The organism is Eubacteriaceae bacterium Marseille-Q4139 (genome assembly GCA_018223415.1).
In the GTDB taxonomy this organism is placed as follows: domain Bacteria; phylum Bacillota; class Clostridia; order Lachnospirales; family Lachnospiraceae; genus CABSIM01.
Genome location: JAGTTQ010000001.1, coordinates 899,452 through 917,338 on the forward strand (window position 1 = coordinate 899,452; position 17,887 = coordinate 917,338).

General features: G+C 55.4%; 16 protein-coding genes. 11 read left to right on the forward strand and 5 right to left on the reverse strand.

Annotated elements, in window-relative coordinates; translation table 11 throughout:
* The first annotated feature begins 63 nt into the window (after nucleotides 1–63).
* Genes KE531_04330 through KE531_04340 form a run of 3 tightly spaced genes read left to right on the forward strand, consistent with a single transcriptional unit; the run spans nucleotide 64 to nucleotide 3,707 of the window.
* Nucleotides 64–477, forward strand: coding sequence for a hypothetical protein (locus KE531_04330; GenBank protein ID MBR9952852.1), 414 nt, complete (start codon nucleotides 64–66; stop codon nucleotides 475–477).
* Nucleotides 474–2,135 carry a hypothetical protein gene (locus tag KE531_04335; GenBank protein ID MBR9952853.1) on the forward strand — a complete coding sequence of 554 codons (1,662 nt, stop codon included), beginning with the start codon at nucleotides 474–476 and terminating at the stop codon, nucleotides 2,133–2,135. The genes KE531_04330 and KE531_04335 overlap by 4 nt, the downstream gene beginning before the upstream one ends.
* 30 nt (nucleotides 2,136–2,165) lie before the next feature.
* Complete coding sequence (locus KE531_04340) at nucleotides 2,166–3,707, forward strand: hypothetical protein (GenBank protein MBR9952854.1); 1,542 nt, start codon at nucleotides 2,166–2,168, stop codon at nucleotides 3,705–3,707.
* 187 nt (nucleotides 3,708–3,894) lie between these two features.
* Here KE531_04340 and KE531_04345 read toward each other — a convergent pair whose 3' ends face one another.
* Nucleotides 3,895–4,407 carry a GNAT family N-acetyltransferase gene (locus KE531_04345; protein ID MBR9952855.1) on the reverse strand — a complete coding sequence of 171 codons (513 nt, stop codon included), beginning with the start codon at nucleotides 4,405–4,407 and terminating at the stop codon, nucleotides 3,895–3,897.
* 103 nt (nucleotides 4,408–4,510) lie between these two features.
* On the opposite strand from KE531_04345, the gene KE531_04350 reads away from it, so the two are divergent.
* Genes KE531_04350 through KE531_04360 form a run of 3 tightly spaced genes read left to right on the forward strand, consistent with a single transcriptional unit; the run spans nucleotide 4,511 to nucleotide 7,754 of the window.
* Nucleotides 4,511–6,175, forward strand: a complete 1,665-nt coding sequence (locus KE531_04350) for an amidohydrolase (protein ID MBR9952856.1) — start codon at nucleotides 4,511–4,513, stop codon at nucleotides 6,173–6,175.
* A 26-nt stretch (nucleotides 6,176–6,201) separates the two neighbouring features.
* Nucleotides 6,202–7,302, forward strand: coding sequence for a hypothetical protein (locus KE531_04355; GenBank protein MBR9952857.1), 1,101 nt, complete (start codon nucleotides 6,202–6,204; stop codon nucleotides 7,300–7,302).
* Nucleotides 7,299–7,754 carry a GNAT family N-acetyltransferase gene (locus KE531_04360; GenBank protein MBR9952858.1) on the forward strand — a complete coding sequence of 152 codons (456 nt, stop codon included), beginning with the start codon at nucleotides 7,299–7,301 and terminating at the stop codon, nucleotides 7,752–7,754. Before KE531_04355 ends, KE531_04360 begins: the two co-directional genes overlap by 4 nt.
* Here KE531_04360 and KE531_04365 read toward each other — a convergent pair.
* Genes KE531_04365 through KE531_04375 form a run of 3 tightly spaced genes read right to left on the reverse strand, consistent with a single transcriptional unit; the run spans nucleotide 7,751 to nucleotide 9,927 of the window.
* A complete protein-coding gene (locus KE531_04365) occupies nucleotides 7,751–8,407 on the reverse strand; it encodes a transcriptional regulator (protein ID MBR9952859.1) in 657 nt (218 codons plus the stop codon). The genes KE531_04360 and KE531_04365 overlap by 4 nt on opposite strands.
* A 12-nt stretch (nucleotides 8,408–8,419) precedes the next feature.
* The gene (locus KE531_04370; GenBank protein ID MBR9952860.1) at nucleotides 8,420–8,818 is read right to left on the reverse strand and encodes a RidA family protein; all 399 of its coding nucleotides are present in this window, start codon (nucleotides 8,816–8,818) and stop codon (nucleotides 8,420–8,422) included.
* A 14-nt stretch (nucleotides 8,819–8,832) separates the two neighbouring features.
* A complete protein-coding gene (locus KE531_04375) occupies nucleotides 8,833–9,927 on the reverse strand; it encodes a threonine synthase (protein MBR9952861.1) in 1,095 nt (364 codons plus the stop codon).
* 274 nt (nucleotides 9,928–10,201) lie between these two features.
* Between KE531_04375 and KE531_04380 the strand changes: the two genes are divergently transcribed.
* Both KE531_04380 and KE531_04385 read left to right on the forward strand, forming a co-directional pair.
* A complete protein-coding gene (locus KE531_04380; protein MBR9952862.1) occupies nucleotides 10,202–11,158 on the forward strand; it encodes a D-2-hydroxyacid dehydrogenase in 957 nt (318 codons plus the stop codon).
* 60 nt (nucleotides 11,159–11,218) lie between these two features.
* Nucleotides 11,219–12,358 (forward strand): amidohydrolase, encoded by a 1,140-nt coding sequence (locus KE531_04385; protein ID MBR9952863.1) that lies wholly within the window; start codon nucleotides 11,219–11,221, stop codon nucleotides 12,356–12,358.
* Between the two features lie 70 nt (nucleotides 12,359–12,428).
* Here the strand turns inward: KE531_04385 and KE531_04390 are convergent, their stop codons facing one another.
* Nucleotides 12,429–13,838 (reverse strand): cell wall-binding protein, encoded by a 1,410-nt coding sequence (locus KE531_04390; GenBank protein ID MBR9952864.1) that lies wholly within the window; start codon nucleotides 13,836–13,838, stop codon nucleotides 12,429–12,431.
* Nucleotides 13,839–14,089: 251 nt separating this feature from the next.
* Between KE531_04390 and KE531_04395 the strand changes: the two genes are divergently transcribed.
* From KE531_04395 to KE531_04405, 3 genes are all read left to right on the forward strand, one after another.
* A complete protein-coding gene (locus KE531_04395) occupies nucleotides 14,090–14,953 on the forward strand; it encodes a class I SAM-dependent methyltransferase (protein ID MBR9952865.1) in 864 nt (287 codons plus the stop codon).
* Between the two features lie 99 nt (nucleotides 14,954–15,052).
* Nucleotides 15,053–16,420 carry a Trk system potassium transporter TrkA gene (gene trkA / locus KE531_04400; GenBank protein MBR9952866.1) on the forward strand — a complete coding sequence of 456 codons (1,368 nt, stop codon included), beginning with the start codon at nucleotides 15,053–15,055 and terminating at the stop codon, nucleotides 16,418–16,420.
* Between the two features lie 18 nt (nucleotides 16,421–16,438).
* On the forward strand, nucleotides 16,439–17,881 hold the full coding sequence (locus KE531_04405; GenBank protein ID MBR9952867.1) for a TrkH family potassium uptake protein: 1,443 nt from the start codon (nucleotides 16,439–16,441) through the stop codon (nucleotides 17,879–17,881).
* Nucleotides 17,882–17,887 lie beyond the last annotated feature (6 nt).

A 17,887-nucleotide genomic window follows, 5' to 3' on the forward strand; every position in this document is an offset into this window, starting at 1 on the left:
AAGCTCCCGGAGAGCCGCCACAGACGGCCTTCCATACTTTGACTGAAAAAGGAGAAAAAACAAATGTTGGATAAAGTAAAACTTTCGTTCGCACGCATAACCGTTAAAATTGCCCTCGCCGCTCTCGTTCTTGCTTTCATAAGCCAGTACCTTCCCTGGCTTACGGAAAAAAGCCACAGCCAGACGTTAGCGGAGGCGTTCGCAGAAAAACCAAGCTACTTCGTCGGCTTCCCCCAGATGCTCATCGGGGGCATTTTGTGGATTGCCGTGTGCTTTCTCTTAAACCATCCGAAGCTGAGCTTAATCGGGAATCTCCCGCTGCTTCTCGTATGGCTCGTGCTTCTCATGGTCGCTTCTGACTACGGCCTGGATCTTGGCATCGGATTTTTCCTTTATATTATTGCGCTCGTTGTCTGCGTCGCCATGGCGTTTGCCACGAAGAAAATAAAAAAGGGAAAGGAGCCAAAAAACGCATGAAAAAAAGGATAAAACTGATTCTTCCCATGACGCTGGCCTTCTTTCTTGCCGCCTGCGGCGGGAGTGCCGAAACGGCTGAAACAAAGGCGGCGGACAGCCAGAAAACCGAAAAGGCAGCCGTAGAAACCACCGCGAGCGAGCCCGAAGAGGACGTTTCCTACCCCGATCTGGATACGCCTTTTAACACCTATATGGAAGCCCGCTTCTCGGAGGATGGGAAAACCGCCTATCTTCCGCTTGATAACGGCGAATGCCTCCAGATTGAGGAATCCGAACCAATCACCTTTGCCGTCGCCACGCCAGACAGGAAGCACGTCATCGTGCTGTTAAGCAGCGATGAGCTCTACGAGACGGATATCCGGCTGAAGAAGAAAAAGGTCATAAGCGACAACTGTTCTTCCAGCCGCGTGTACCCCTCCAACGAAGGAATGTGCTTTCAGGCCACTGTCGATAAAGAGCCGCATCTGATGCGCTACACCTTTGAAGACGAAAACCTTGTGGATCTGGGCGCCTGCTCCGTCTATGGAATGTCCGGCGGCGGGATGGCTGCCGTCGCCGTAAGCGACGGCGATCTGTGCCTGCTCCCGGCCGATTCCGATGAGCTGATCCGTTATCCCGGCCTGGGAGTCGATAATATGAAAATCAAAGCCCTGCCAGACGACGGAAGCACGGTCATCTGGACAGAAACCACCGATAAGTCCCTGACCGAAAAGCTCTATACCCTCGGCGCAGACGGGACGGCACAGCTTCTCGGCGACATCACCGTCCGCGGCCTCGTTTTTGTCAATTACAGCAAAGACAGCAAGCTGGCCCTTGTCACCTCCGAGTATGTAAGCCACCTGTATATCCGGGACACCTCCGGCCAGTGGCACCGGGTGGAACTTCCCGATGGCCTGAAAAACGAAGCCTACGTTTACGAGACCGACGCCGGACTGCTTCACCAGGTGAACGCAAACGAAATCCACTATCTTTATGTGCGGTGCGGCAACGAGCTCTGCGCGGTTTCCCCGGACGGAACCATAACGACCATACAAAAGAGCGTGCGGGATTTTGACATCATCGACGGGACGCTCTATTACAGCGATACCGGGAAAAATATCTATTCCGCCAGTTTAAACGGCGCGGAGGTATCCGAGAGCACCCTTCTTCTATCCGGCATGGACGCCTTTGCTGTCACCCAGGACGGACAGTACCTGTACGGCATGTATGTCCACGAAGACGACAACAAGGTGCGGAGCCTGTCCGTCTATCCGCTCCATGAGGAAAACGCCGCAGAAATCATGCTGGACGAAAACATTTATGCAGACTCCCATGTCTATCTGTCTGCCGAAAGCGGCGCGGCCTTTTACGTAACCGGTGCCCAGAGAGTCGCCGACTCCTATTATTACGCGGGAACGCTGATGGTTTACCATCCCGAAACCGGCGAAACAAAGACCATTGACACGGACGTCTACAAAGACACGTTCATGAACGGAAAGGACTACGTCATCGTCAGCGAGTACGCACAGAGCACGGCCGGCATAGGCAAATTCGTCTCCTTCCACGGAGACCTGATGTACCGGAAGAAACCGGCGGACAATACGGACGGAGACCGCTTCGACTGGTACTTCTATGACGGTTCTGAGCCGGTTCTGATGGTGGCCGATCTGGATTATTAAAGCATCAAACACAAGAAAGGGGATCGCCCTATGATTAAAATTCTCATCGTCCTGGCTATTATTGCATTCATCATTTACAAAATAAAAGACAGCCGGGAAACAAAGGCATATCTGGAAGAAAAAGAAAGAAAATATAAGGAAGCCTGCGCGGCACGGAAGGCTGGCGGCGAGCCGTCGGTCAGCGAAGCGCTTCCTGCCGGCCTGAGCCGCTCCGAAGAGACCGTGACCGGGCCCAATGGAAAAGAATATCCCTATTCCACCGCTTATTATGACCACATTGCACTCTATAACTATACCGACAGCAGCGAAGAACAATACGAGTATGACCCGGTTCTCTCCATACTGGCGGCCGAATATTATGTGGAAGACTTCATTAAGAGGCTGAAACAGGGCCCGGCGCTCCACGAGGTCGATATCAGAACGCGCCTGAAATGCATCTATGACCTGGGCGAAAGCTATGCCTATCCTGAGATAAAAAACAACGACTTGGTGATGGCCGAGCATTATACCGTCCGCCGTCTGAAGGACAGAAAACGTGCCCTGGAAGGAAACGGCTACTATAAAAACGCCTACGGCTTCCCGGTCGATGAGAAAAAGGCCATGGAATATTATGAGCTGCCTTACGTCCTCAGCCAGAAATTCTCCGACCAGTTAAGCGTCATGGGAAACGAAGGTACGGCCACCATCACAAAATGCTGGCTCCAGCAGGCGATCCTTTTCTCCGCCGGGCGGGACGCCGAGCAGGCGAAGAAGCTGTTCTCCCAGGCCTACCAGATGGCCGTGTACCTGTCCATGGAAGATCTCATTATGGAATGCATGCGCGCCATCATAGACGGATATCCGAGAAACCCGGCCCTCTATGAAGTCTCCGCCGGCAACATGCTTGCGGACTGGGCCTGCAATTCCGATCTGGGCCTCGCCATGTATCTGGAATACAAGCTCCATGCAGACAAGCTGGACAAAACGCGTCTGGCAGAAAGCCCTGAGGAGGTCGTAAAGCTTTCCATGGAACAGGCGAAGGAAAACCACTACGCCGCTTACCTTCTGGGACGCGCCATGTATTTCGGCTACGGCATCTCTCAGGATGAAAAGCATGGCCGCGCGCTCTTGGAAGCGGCCGCAGAGGACGGCTGCATTTCCGCCCTCTATCTTCTCACACAGCTTTCCATCGGCTACCCGGAAGATGAGAAAAAATGGAAGGCCGCGCTGGACAGAGCCGTTTCCATCGCCGCCGCCACCGGCGCGCCCATGCGGGAACTGTTAAAGCAGTCGGGCGCCTCCGTCACCGAGAAACGGTTTGCTGACTTTAAACAGCAGTTCGACAGCCAGTGGGAGAAAAAACAGCAGGAAGCCCACGCACAGGCGGCCGCCAAAGCAGAGCAGGAAGCCAGCGCAGCAAAACCAAAGTTCGCCTTCCCGAGTCAGATCTCCACGCGGGACGGCGCGATCTGGCAGCTTGATTTCGACTACGGCATTGTGGCAATCTACCGCAATATGGATACCGCAGAGACAAAAACCTTAGACCGTCTGGATATCGAACGGCTTCAGGTTTCGCCGGATGTATTTATGTAAGTTTTAAGAAAGCAGGGCAGATGCGTGAAAAACGGTACATCTGCCCTGCTTTTTCAAAGTTTTTGATTATCCAAAAGGAATGCCGATTGCAGGATTCTCCCTCTCCGCCGCAGTGCGCTCCTGCCCGGAGGGCTTTTTGTTTCAAAGGAAATTTCTGCTTTTATGCGTTCCTTTAACGAGGCCTTTCCTATGGAACAAAAATCTTCGCCATATACCATTCATCCACAAATTCCCCGTCTACACACATTGCCTCCCGCCGGACGCCCTCCGTCACGAACCCGCTCTTTTCATAGAGATGCCTGGCCGCCTGATTCGTGCATTCCACCGTCAGCTCCAGCCGGCGGATTCCGTTTTCTGCCGCCCAGGTGTCCAGCTGCTCAAAAAATGCCGTGCCAATCCCCTGCCCTCTATGGCTTTTTAAAATCCCCGTCACAACGTATGCCGTATGGGAAATCCTGCGAAACCGCCCGCGCTCTGCCCGGAGAAAGCCAACCATATTCCCATCGCAGACGGCAATTTGGAAAAAGTCTCCCCCGTTTTGGACATTTTCTTCTATGTCCCGCGAAAGCTCTGCTGCGGACGTGCACTGTTCCCGCTCTCCCGGCTCATACATCATAAAATCTGTCTCCGTATCCAGCTTCTTTAGGAACTCCCAGAGCTCCCCGGCATCCTCTTTTTTTACGTTTCTATATTCCACCATGTCTCAACCTCTTTTCAAAAATACCTCTGGCAGTTCCCGTCTTAATCATGTATGATATAGGATAGAGAAAACAATCCAAAAATTCAGACGAGGAGAACGCAATATGAAACCATCAAACCTGCACCTTTTCATAAACGGCGCCATTTTCACCTCCGACGCTTCCCATCCGCACGCCGATTCCATGGCCGTCCGGAACGGGCGCATTTTGTGGGTCGGGGACAAAGACGCCATGCCGTCAGAATACGCATCTTTACTGGCCGCCCATCCCACAGGCGATGAGGCAGGCTGCTTCGCCGTCACCGACCTTGGCGGCCGCCAGGTCATCCCCGGCTTTGTGGACGCCCACATGCACCCCGTCATGCTGGCAGACCTCACAAACCAGATCGCCGTCATGCCGCCGGCCATCACCTCCATGGACGATCTCGCCGCCGCCATCCGCGAGCGCAGGAGCCGTCAAAAGCCGGGCCAGTGGATCCTCGGGTGGGGCTACGACGAACAGGGCTTTTTAGAAAAACGCTCTCCGAACCGCTATGACCTGGATCGCGGCTGCGACGATGCCCCGGTCATGATAACAAGGACATGCGTCCACATCCGCTGCGTCAACAGTGCGGCGCTCCGCCTCGCCGGCATCGACCGGAACACGCCTGACCCGCCGGGCGGCATGATCGAGCGTGACGAAAACGGAGAGCCCACGGGAATCTTAAAGGAAAACGCCAGAAACCTGATCATGCCGTTCCTGCCGGAAATTTCCGAGGAAGACCGGATCCGGAACCTGTTAGACCTGGGCACGCTTTTAAGCTCCCAGGGCATCACCTCCATCTGCGATATGGGGAACCTGGACGGCGGCGACATGATGCCGATCTATGAAGCGGCAGCCAGGCGCGGCTTCCATCAGCAAACCGGCGTCTACTATATGTGGGATCTCTTCTGTGACGACCCGGACTTTTCCATCACGAAGGAAAAAGCCGACCGGAGCCGCCAGATCTTTGCCGCCGGCTTAAAGCTCATCGGCGACGGGAGCGTCTCCGGCCGCACCGCCTGGATGGACAAACCGTATCTGGGCTCCGAAGACGAATACGGCCTCCAGGTGGCGGACGACAAGCTCCTTCATTCCGCTGTCAGGTTTTGCAGGGAAAACCGTCTCCAGCTCTCCGTTCATGCCATGGGCGGACGGACAATCCGGCATATTCTGGACTGCGTCTCATCGGAAGCGCCGTGGACTCCAAACACCATCCCTCACGTCAGGATTGAGCATGTGACGGATCCGTCCCTGGAATCCATAAGGGACGCCGTCTCACACGGCATCGCCTTCGTCACGCAGCCCATTTTCCTCTTTGCAGAGTCGGCAAGCTACATAAAAAATCTGGGAACCGACTGGACGAAGAAATGCTACCCCGTCCGGACCATGTTGGAAAACGGCATGCGCCCCGCCTTTTCCACCGACGCACCGTCTACCTTCTGGGCCGTCCCGTCAGACCCGTTCCCGGGCCTTCAGTTTGCAGTGACCCGCACGGCCGCCGACGGCACAGACTGCGGCAATGACGAAGCCATCGACATGGAAACGGCCGTAACCCTTTATACACGCGACGCCGCCATGGCCGCCGGCTTTCCTGACACCGGCATGCTGGCGCCGGGATACCGGGCAGATTTTGCCGTGTTAAGCAGCGATATTTTCCATATCCCGCCCCATGAACTCAGTCAGATCACCGTAAAAGAAACCTGGATCAGCGGCGAGCGCGTCTATGCCGCGCCGGATCTTATTTCCTAAATTATCACAAGAAAAGAGGTAAATCAATGTTTCAGATGCCAGAATACAGAGAACCAGACTTTACGGAACAAAAATTCACAGATGCCCCCGATGCCAGATGGGAGGCCGTGACAAAAAAAGGAGTTGCCCCGGAAAACTACCACAGTACCTCCATGTACCCGGAATATTTTAAGCTGGACGGCCAGTGGAAGCTGGCAAAGGAAAGCCGCATGGACTCCAGCGTCGTCATCGGCGGCGACGGAGAGCTTCGCGTCGTCGAAAACAGAAATCTGGAGGTTGGCGACAAAGTGATCCTCGGCCGGACAGAAAACGCCGAGGAGGGGATCTATCTCCACAGCACCGGCTTCGAGCCGGCCGGCGGCGCAAACCGCGACCAGTTCATCTTCCGCCAGGGCAGGAGCCGCGAGACCTCCTATTCCAGAGACTATGACCGGCTTTTCGAGCTTCTGCGGTACGAAAAAGAGCATGGAAACATCGTCTGGGTCATGGGGCCTGCTTTCACCTTTGACGCCGACGCCAGACACGCCATGGAAGCCATGATCCGAAACGGATATGCCCACGGGCTCATGGCCGGAAACGCCCTCGCCACCCACGATCTGGAGGGCGCCATGTTCCACACGGCCCTCGGCCAGGACATCTACACCCAGGAATCCCGCCCCAACGGCCATTACAACCACTTAGACGTCTTAAACCGTGTCAGGAAAAGCGGCTCCATCAAGGCCTTTTTAAAAGACTATAACCTGGACGACGGCATCATCTGCGCCTGCGAAAAATACCAGGTACCCTACGTCCTCACCGGCTCCATCCGCGACGACGGCCCGCTGCCGGAGGTAATCGGCGACGTCTACGACGGCCAGATGGCCATGCGCGGCATGATTAAAAAAGCCACCACCGTCATCTGTCTCGCCACCATGCTCCATACCATCGCCGCCGGCAACATGACGCCGTCTTACCGCGTCCTTGCGGACGGCACCGTCCGTCCCGTGTTCCTCTACACGGTGGATGCCGACGAGTTCGTCGTAAACAAGCTCTTAGACCGCGGAAGCCTGGCCGCCACCACGATGGTGACAAACGTCCAGGACTTCATCACCATCGTGGCAAAAGGCCTGGGAGTCATGAACGCATGAACCATGAAATTTTAACGGTCACCGCCGCTTCGCCCCGCCTTTTCCAGGCGGCGGAGCTGGCGGAAAAGCTCTGGCCCCATCATGCGAAGGAAGAGCTTTATGAGGAATTTGCTTCCATTTTAGAAAAGAAACCAGCCGCCTTCTTCGTCCTCAATCTGGACGGGAAGCCGGCCGGCTTTGCCCAGTGCGAACTCCGCACCGACTACGTGGAAGGCACAGCCTCAAGCCCCGTCGGCTATCTCGAAGGGATTTTCCTGCTGCCAGAATTCCGCGGCCAGGGCTTATCCGCCCTGCTCCTTAAGGCCTGCGAGACCTGGGCAAAGGAAAAGGGCTGCCGGGAATTTGCAAGCGACTGTGAGCTGGAAAATGAGACCAGCATCGCCTTCCATAAGCGCTCCGGTTTTAAAGAGGCCGGGCGGATTGTATGCTTTGTAAAGCCGTTAAATCCTTAAGCTTCTCCCCCATCCCGAATCTCATCCAAATAACTATACACCGTCACCTTGGAAATCCCCATGCGGGCCGCCACCTTATCGACGACGCCCTTAATCAAAAACAGCCCCTTCTGCTCCATGAACCGGATTGCCAACACCTTTTCCTCCCGGTTCATGGCGGCCGCTTCCCGGCCGCCTAAAATCCGCTCGATGAGCTCGTCTGCAATCTCCTCGATATGGCCTCCCGGGCATGCCCCGATCTCTTCCTCTTTAGAAAGCTTCTGTCTCGCCTCCTCAATCCCCGGAAACAGCCCGGAAAGCAATGCGGCTGCCTCCGAAAGCACCGTCGTGTCCATGTTGATGCACATGGCGCCGGCCACCTTCCTATCCGCATCCCGAAGGAGCACTGTCGACGACTTGATAAGCCGCCCGTCCTCCGAATAAAAATAATAATTTGCCAGATGATCATCTGCGAACCGCTCGTCCAAAAGCACCTGGCGCACCAGGTGGTCAAAGCTCTGGCCGGTGCAGCGCCCTGTCACATGGCCATTTTCCACATAAACCACGGAGCTCTGGGGTGAAGAGAGGTCATGGATCACCACCTCGCACCCGCTTCCAAAGGTCTTCCCTAACATCTTGGCCACAGGGAAATACTGCTCAATCGTCCACTCCATCCATGCCTCCTTCTAACGCTCTCCGTCTCCGCTCCCCGGCACGGCCGCCAGTGCCTCAATTTCCACAAGGCTCCCGTAATGGAGCGGCCCCGACGGCACCACCACACGGGCCGGCCGGTGTTCCCCAAAATACTTCACATACTCCTCATTGATGGCGTCCCAGTAAGCCACATCCGGCGTGTAAATCCGGCACTGGAGCACGCACTCCCTGGGGACGCCTGCCGCACACAGCACCTCGTCCAGGTTCCTTAACGCCTGGGCCGCATGGGCATGGATCCCGCCCTCCGGCACACACCCCGTCTCCGGCACAAGGGCAAGCTGGCCCGACACATAGAGAATCCCGTTGTGGATCACTCCCGGCGAATACGGCGCATTCCTCTTCTTCGACGATTCTGTCACAACTGTTTTCATCTTCGTCCCCCTCTCTAGTGTTCGGATTTAAGCCCTGCCCCGCACATGGGAAGCAGCGCGTCCGTGATGGCTCCCCGCTCCTTGCAGTAGGCAAGATATGCCGCGTAGGTGGCCGCCGTCGTGTGCTCGCAGAAGACGCCCCGCTTTGCAAGTGCCTCCCTGGCCGGAAGGATGCCGTCCTCCGGCGCCGTCACCACATCAGCCCCGTGGCGGTAAATCATCTCCAGGATTTCCTCGCCCCGCATGGGCTCGGCGATAGCAATTCCCTCGGCGAGAGTCGGCACGGAAATCACATGGGCCGGTGCCCTCTCCCCGGTCTTTGCGGCTTCGGCAAAGGGCGCGCACCGCTCGCTCTGGACGGCCACAAGATGCGGCATGGACTCAATCACGCCGCTGGCCTTTAAATGCTCCAGCGCCTTCACCGCGCCGATAAATAGCGTCCCGTTCCCAAGGGGAATAAACACATGAGCCGGGATCCGGTGAAGCTGCTCATAAACCTCATAAATATACGTCTTCGTCCCCTCATAGAAAAACGGGTTGTACACATGGCTGGCATAAAAAATGCCTTCCTCTTCCACCCGCGCCCGGCAGGCATTGGCGCAGGCCTCCCGGTTCCCGGGGATCACATGGGCCGCGGCGCCGTGGGCTTTAATCATCGTAATCTTCTTCGGCGACGTCCCTTCCGGCACATAGATATCGCAGGCGATGCCGGCCCGCCCGCAGTAGGCGGCCACGCTGTTTCCCGCGTTGCCGCTGGAATCCTGGACGACCCGCTCCACGCCGATGGCCTTTATATGGGCCGCCAGCACTGCCGCCCCCCTGTCCTTAAAAGAAAGGGTCGGCATGAAATAATCCATTTTAAGAAGCACATTGTCATCCAGAGGCACCACCGGCGTCATCCCCTCGCCCATGGTAATCTCCCGCCAGCTATCATCCAACAGCGGCATAAATTCCCGGTACCGGAACATGCTCCAGGTATCCCGGTCGACCTTGGAAAGGTCAAATTTCGGCGGCTCATAGGAAAGCGTCCAGAGCCCGCCGCAGTCACATTTTGCCTTCCTCGATGTGACCTCCTCCGTGCGCCCGCACCGCTTGCAGACATACTTCATAACTTCCTCCTTCCCCTGCTGCCCGTTTCCAGGCCCGGCAGAGATTCTTATATAATTTTTTCTACATTTTATCGTTTTCTTCGCTTATAATTCCCATTATATAGAATTTTTTCTACATTTCAAGAGGATTCCCACAAGCTTGTAGAATTTTTTCTATGTCAATCTTCTGACAGAAATACGTTTTCAGCTTGCAATTTCTGCCGAAAAATTATATCATAGAGGCAGGGATCCGGAGACCCTTTCATGGGGCCGGAAACCAGAAAGGGGTACCGGCATGAACGATAAAACCGTAGTCCTGAACGCGGCAAAAATGAATTTCGACGGCCGCCTGGACTTTTCCATCCTGTCCGGCCATGTAACCGTCTACGACGACACGGCTCCCGAACAGCTCCTGGAACGAATCCAGGGCGCCGACATCATTGTGACAAAGGAAATGCCTGTGAGCGGCGACCTGATCCGTTCCTTTCCCGATTCCGTCCGCCTGATCTGCGAGGCCGGAACCGGCTATAACAACCTGGATCTGGCGGCTGCCGAAGAAAAAGGCATTACCGTCTGCAACATTCCCGCATACAGCACAAAACGGGTGGCTCACACGGCCATCATGCTGATCTTAAACTTAAGCTCCTCCATGGGAGCGCAGCTTTCCATGCTGGCGCGGGGAAACCATGACAACTTTACGAAAAACCTTCAGGTAAACCACGTGGAGGTAAACGGAAAGACCCTTGGCATCTTAGGCGCCGGTTCCATCGGCCGCGAGGTCATAAAAATCGCCCGCGCCATGGATATGGAAATCCTCGTCTATACGAGGACTCCGAGGGCCGATGAGGACGGAATCCGTTATGTGGATCTGGAGACCATGTTAAAGTCCAGCGACTATGTCTCCCTTCACTGCCCGCTGACGCCTGACACGCGCCATATTATAAATGAAAGAACCCTGTCCCTCATGAAGCCGACGGCGTATCTGATTAACACGTCCCGCGGCGCACTGGTGGACGAGACGGCCCTGATTGCGGCATTAAAAGACGGGCGCCTGGCCGGAGCCGGCCTGGACGTCCAGGAGACGGAGCCGCCGGCCGAAGAAAATCCGCTCTATTCCATGGAAAATGTGATTTTAACGCCTCATATGGGCTGGAAAGGCCTGGAGACGAGAAAACGGCTCATCTCCCTTCTTGCAGAAAACATCCGCGCCTACTTAAACGGCGCGCCGGTCAATGTGGTGACAAAACGCTGATATCCACGCGGCAGCCGGCAGACACCGCCGCCGCGCGAAAATAAAAGGAGGAGTTTTCCTATGATATGTATTAAAAACGGCCGCATCCATACGGCAGTCAGTAAGGACGTCGTAAACGGCGACATCCTGATCGAAGACGGAAAGATCAAGGCCATCGGGACAGACCTTTCCTGCGAAGGCGCTGAGATCATCGACGCCGCAGGGCTTGACGTATATCCCGGCTTCGTAGAGGCTCACTGCCACATCGGCTTAGACGGCTACGGCATCGGATATGAAGGCCATGACTATAATGAGATGAACGATCCGGTGACTCCGCACCTTCACGCCGTTGACGGCATCAACCCGATGGATCCTGCCGTAGATATGGCAGCAAAGGCCGGCGTTACCTGTATGGCAACCGGCCCAGGCAGCTCCAACGCCCTCGGCGGAACCTTCGCCGCCGTTAAGACCCACGGAAAACGCGTGGACAACATGATCGTCAAATTCCCGGTTGCCATGAAATGTGCCTTCGGTGAGAACCCGAAACGCTGCTACCAGAAGAACGGCATCACAAGCCGTATGACAAACGCCGCTTTAATCCGCGAGGCATTAAAGAAGGCAGAGCTCTATAAGGCAAAAATCGAAGCTGCCGGCGACGATGTATCCAAGATTCCTGCATACGACCAGAAATCCGAGGCTCTGATCCCGGTTCTCAATAAGGAAATCCCGTTAAAGGCCCATGCCCATCAGGCAAACGATATCTTCACGGCTATCCGCATCGCAAAGGAATTCGGCCTTGGCCTGACCTTAGAGCATGTGACCGAGGGCCATCTGATCGTCGACGAGCTGGCAAAGGAGAACATCCCGTTAGCCGTAGGCCCGACCTTTGGACACGCTTCCAAGTTCGAGCTTCAGTATAAGACCTGGGATACGCCCGGCGTCCTTGCAAAGGCCGGCTGCCAGGTTTCCATCATCACCGATGCACCGGTTACGCCGCTCCACTACCTGCCGCTCTGCGCGGGCCTTGCCATCAAAGCCGGCATGGACGAGTATGACGCACTCCGCGCCATCACCATCAATCCGGCCAAGCACATCGGCATCGCTGACCGCGTCGGCTCCATCGAGGTTGGAAAGGACGCCGACATCGTCATCATGGCAGGCTCCCCGTTCACCGTTGAGGGAACCGTGAAGCACGTGCTGATCGACGGAAAAGAAATCTAACAGCAAAAAGGCAGCGGGACGAAATCCAAACCGTCCCTGCTGCCTTTCTCTTTCGTATCTTAACGCTTCCTTAATCTTCTTCTGTCACCGGTTCAATCGGCTCCTCGTAGGTTCCGCTTGCCGGCTCTTCGTTTACTTCCTCAAGGAGTCCTGTGCGGCTCACCTTGTACTTGTTGCCGTCGCCGTCCTTGACCGTCGTATTCTTGGACACACGGCCGGAGGAGTTCACCACATACGTCTCATAGCCGTTTTCCGTCGGGATGCTGATGGGCATGTAGCGCCAGCCGCTGTCGGCCTCCTGGCGTTTTCCCATATAGTAGAGGTAGCCATTCTTCACGCCGGTGTAGCCGCGGCCTGAGTAGCTTCCCTCATTAAAATAGAAATCCGAAACCGTCCCGTCGGCTTCCTCGACGCGCCGCTTGCCTTTTAAAGGCGTCTTGCTGGACTCGTCGAAATAATAAGTCGTGTACTCGCCCGTATCTCCAATCTGAATCTTATGGAGGCCGCTGACCGGGTTCCCATACGTGTTGAACAGATACGTTTTCCCGCTGACGCGGACAAAGTCGTCCGTGGAAGCCGATGCAATCTCCGGCCCGGACTCCGGTTTCCCTTCTTTATCGAAATAGAACCACTGCACCGGGTCGTCCACATTGGACTGGAGCGGTTCCGGCGGCTCTAAAGAAAGCCAGCCCGGCACGGCAGAGCCGAGGGTCGCCGACTTTACGCCGCTTTCTGCGAAATACCGCCAGCCTTCAATGGTATCCGAGGAGGCGCTTTCCGGGTCGCCTTCCATATAGACCCATCCGATCTGCATCCTGCCGTTATAGTCAAAGCAGAAATAATTTCCGTCAATCTTATACGTCCGGTATTCCCCGCCGCTGTCACTGGTGGCCGGGGTATATTTCTTCCCGTTGCTTCCAAAGTAGTACCAGTACATCCCGTCCGCCGTCTGCGGTTCCGAGTAATCGCTGTACCAGTCTTCCGACTCCGACGGCTCGAGATAGCGCCAGCCGGTACGCATGGCTCCGTCAGAACCCAGGTAGTACATCCCGTCCTCAGACCAGCCGGTCTGCATGATCCCGTCCGTGTCGAACAGGTAGTTTTTCCCGTCAATTTTCTTCCATCCGTCCCGGACGACCTTCCCGCTGCTCCCGAAATAGAACCAGTAGAGCTCATTGCTCCGGCTGTACGGCGCCTGAACTTTCTGCCACTGGTTCGTCACCATGATGCCGTTGGAGTCCACGTAGTATTCGTCATCCGCCCACGTGTTAATCGCCATTTCGCCTTTGCCGTCCAGATAGCGCCACAAATTGTCGGCGCCCTTTTTCCAGACGTTCGTCATCCTCTGTCCATTCTGGTCCAGATAGACCCACGTATTATTTGAAAGAGCCCATCCTTCCGCCGCGAAAGCACTGAAAGTAAACAGCCCGAAGCTCAGGACTGCTGCGGAAAGCAGCACCTTTAATCCTTTTTTCCTCATTGATCCATCCCCTTAAAATACGGCCTCAGGCACGTATCCTTCATTCCTTTTTTTCATCTCTATGACTCATTTTACCAGCATCTTACAAAATATTCAATAAGAATTATCTTTCAATTCTCTTACAATGCCGGCCGGGCCGCCGCCTGCGGATTATTGTTTGACACTGCCTGTTTTTTCTTATATAATGTAGCCCGAGACGCTGGTATTTGCCTGCAAAAATGCAGGTATTTTCATAGAAAAAGGAGAAAATCATGTGGATTGCTGACGGATGGAAGGATTATGAAGTCATTGACTGCTCCGGCGGAGAAAAGCTAGAACGCTGGGGCGATTATTTTCTGGTACGGCCCGATCCCCAGGTCATCTGGGATACGCCGAAAAAGGCGCCCCAGTGGAAAAAGAAGAACGGCCATTACCACAGGAGCAGCCGCGGCGGCGGAGAATGGGAATTTTTCCATCTCCCGGAGCAGTGGAGCATCAACTACAAGGGGCTGACGTTCCAGCTCAAGCCCTTCAGCTTCAAGCACACGGGACTTTTCCCGGAACAGGCCGCCAACTGGGACTGGTTCGGTGAGAAGATCCGGAATGCAGGGCGCCCCATCAAGGTCTTAAACCTCTTTGCATACACCGGCGGCGCCACGCTGGCGGCCGCAAAGGCAGGCGCCTCCGTGACCCACGTGGACGCCTCCAAGGGCATGGTCGGATGGGCGAAGGAAAACGCCAGATCCAGCGGCCTGGAGGACGCACCGATCCGCTGGATCGTCGACGACTGCGTAAAGTTCGTGGAGCGGGAAATCCGCCGCGGCAACCATTACGATGCCGTCATCATGGATCCGCCCTCCTACGGGCGCGGCCCCAAGGGAGAAATCTGGAAAATCGAGGACGCTGTCTATCCGCTTGTCAAGCTCTGTGCCGGCCTGCTGTCCGAAAAGCCGCTGTTTTTCCTGATCAATTCCTACACCACAGGGCTTGCGCCGGCCGTGCTCACCTACATGCTCGGGACAACCATCGTGCCGCAGTTTGGCGGTTCCGTGCGCTCCAATGAAATCGGCCTTCCCGTGACTTCCACGGGGCTTTCTCTGCCCTGCGGGGCCGCCGGACGCTGGGAATCCGAATAGGAAAAATGCCCATGGACTTTTTCTGTAAAGATAGTATAATAGCTATCAGGATCCTGCTTACAGCAGGCGAAAATTACGGAAGAAACAGGAAGGAATCCTATGAAAATCATCATTGTTGGCTGCGGCAAGGTCGGGACAAGCCTTGCTGAGCGGCTGAGCCAGGAGGGACACGACCTGGTGCTTGTTGACCTGTCGGCGGAAAAGATTGATGATGTGTCCAGCCGCTTCGATGCCATGGGCATCGTCGGCAACGGCGCCAGCTTTACGGTGCAGACCGAGGCCGGCGTGGAAGATGCCGACCTTTTTATCGCAGTGACCGGCGCGGACGAGTTAAATCTCCTCTGCTGCCTGATCGCCAAGAAGGCGGGCCGCTGCCAGACTATCGCCAGGGTGAGGAACCCCATGTACAGCAAGGAGATCAGCTTCATCCGTGAAAAGCTCGGCATCTCCATGATTATCAACCCGGAGCTGACGACGGCGCGGGAAATCCTTAAGCTTTTAAAATTCCCGCCGGCCATCAAAATCGACACCTTTGCCAAGGGACGCGTGGAACTTCTCCGCTTTAAGTTAAACCCCGAAGCGAAGCTGGACGGTCTCACCATCATGGAAGCCATGGGCCGTTTAAAATCCGAGGTCTTAATCTGTGCCGTGGAGCGGGGCGAAAAGGTCGTGATCCCCGGCGGAAGCTTCTGTTTAAAAAACGGCGATATTCTTTCCATCGTCGGCTCTCTCCAGAATACGGCTGACTTTTTCGAAAAAATTGGGATCCGTTCCCGCCGGGTGAGAAATTCCCTGATTATCGGCGGCGGTACCATCTCCCACTACCTTGCCCTGTCCCTTTTAAAGCTTGGCTACCGGGTCCGCATCATTGAAAACAGGAAGGAACGCTGTGAATATTTAAGCGATGTCCTGCCGGGCGCCGACATCATAAACGGCGACGGCAGCAACCAGCACCTTCTGATGGAACAGGGGCTTTCCCAGGCCGATTCCTTCATTGCCCTGACGAACCTGGATGAGGAGAACATTTTCCTTGCGCTGTTTGCAAAAAAGCACTCCAATGCCAAGCTGATCGCCAAGGTGAACCGGATTGCCTTCAACGACGTGGTGGACAGCCTGGATATCGGAAGCGTCATCTATCCAAAATACCTGACGGCCGACTACATTTTAAAATACGTGCGGGCGCGCCAGAACTCCATGGGCAGCAACGTGGAAAACCTGTATAAGATCCTGGACGACAGGGCCGAGGCCCTGGAATTTTTCATCCGCGAGCCTTCAGCCGTCACAGATATCCCCCTAAGCGAGCTGGATCTGAAGGACAATCTCCTGCTCTGCTGCATTAACCGGAACGGCACAATCCTGACGCCGGGCGGCCAGAACCGCATTAAAGTCGGCGACTCGGTCATTGTCGTGACGACCCACCGGGGGCTCCAGAACATCTGCGATATTCTGCGGCAGCCGCCGAGATAGGGGGCAAGGTACAGCATTATGAATTATTCCATGATTTTTTATATCATCGGCTGGGTTCTCGGCATCGAGGCTGTTTTCATGATCCCGCCCTGCATCGTAGCCGTCATTTACAGGGAGGCTGCCGGCCTGTCCTTTGTCGTCACCATCGTCCTCTGTCTTGCAGTCGGCCTTCCCATGATGCGCCGCCTGCCCAAAAACAGGGTTTTTTATACCCGGGAGGGCTTCGTCAGCGTGGCCCTGTCCTGGATCATCATGAGCGTATTCGGCGCCCTGCCGTTTCTGTTCAGCAGAACGATCCTGAATCCGGTGGACGCCCTGTTTGAGACGGTATCCGGCTTTACTACCACCGGCGCCAGCATTTTATCTTCTGTGGAAGATCTCCCATACTGCATCCTGTTCTGGCGGAGCTTCACCCACTGGATCGGCGGAATGGGCGTGCTGGTGTTCCTTCTGACGCTGCTTCCTTTAACCGGCGGCGGCTACCATATGAACCTCATGAAGGCGGAAAGCCCGGGGCCGTCGGTGAGCAAGCTCCTGCCCAAGGTGCGCTCCACTGCCACGGTGCTTTACACCCTTTATATTGCCCTGTCGCTCATCGAGCTGTTTTTCCTGCTCATCGGCGGCATGCCGCTTTTCGATGCCCTGACGATCATGTTCGGCACGGCGGGAACCGGCGGCTTCGGCATCAAAAACGACAGCATGGGCAGCTATTCCACCTACCTTCAGGCTGTCGTCACAATTTTCATGATTCTGTTTGGCGTCAACTTCAACGTATATTTTTATATTTATATGCGGAAGCCGAAGCAGGCGTTTATGTGTGAGGAAGCCTGGTACTATCTTGGAATCATCGCTGCCTCCACCATCATCACAACCTTTTTTATCCGTGATGTGTACGAAAGTGTGTTCATGGCGTTCCACCATGCTTTTTTCCAGGTTGGCTCCATCATTACGACTACCGGCTTTGCCACAACGGACTTTAACTTGTGGCCCGAGGTGCCAAAGACGATCCTGGTAATGCTCATGTTTGTCGGCGCCTGCGCCGGAAGCACCGGCGGCGGAATCAAGGTTTCCCGCCTCATCCTGCTCATAAAGACGGTCGGAAGGGAGCTTTTTGAATTCGTCCATCCGGGCGGCATCCGGGCAATTAAGCTGGAGGGACGGGCCGTCAGCGCCGGGACACTGAAATCCGTAAACGTATTCCTTGTGGCCTATGTGCTGATTTTCACCTTCTCGGTGCTTTTAGTCGGCTTCGACAATTACGACCTGATTACCAACTTCACCGCCGTCGCAGCCACCTTCAACAACATCGGCCCCGGCCTTGAGCTGGTGGGCCCGGCCTCCAACTTCGGCATGTTTTCCAACGGTTCCAAGCTTGTGCTGATTTTTGACATGCTGGCCGGAAGGCTGGAAATTTTCCCGCTGCTTCTTCTGTTTGTGCGGGATACATGGAAGCGGTTCTGATTCTGC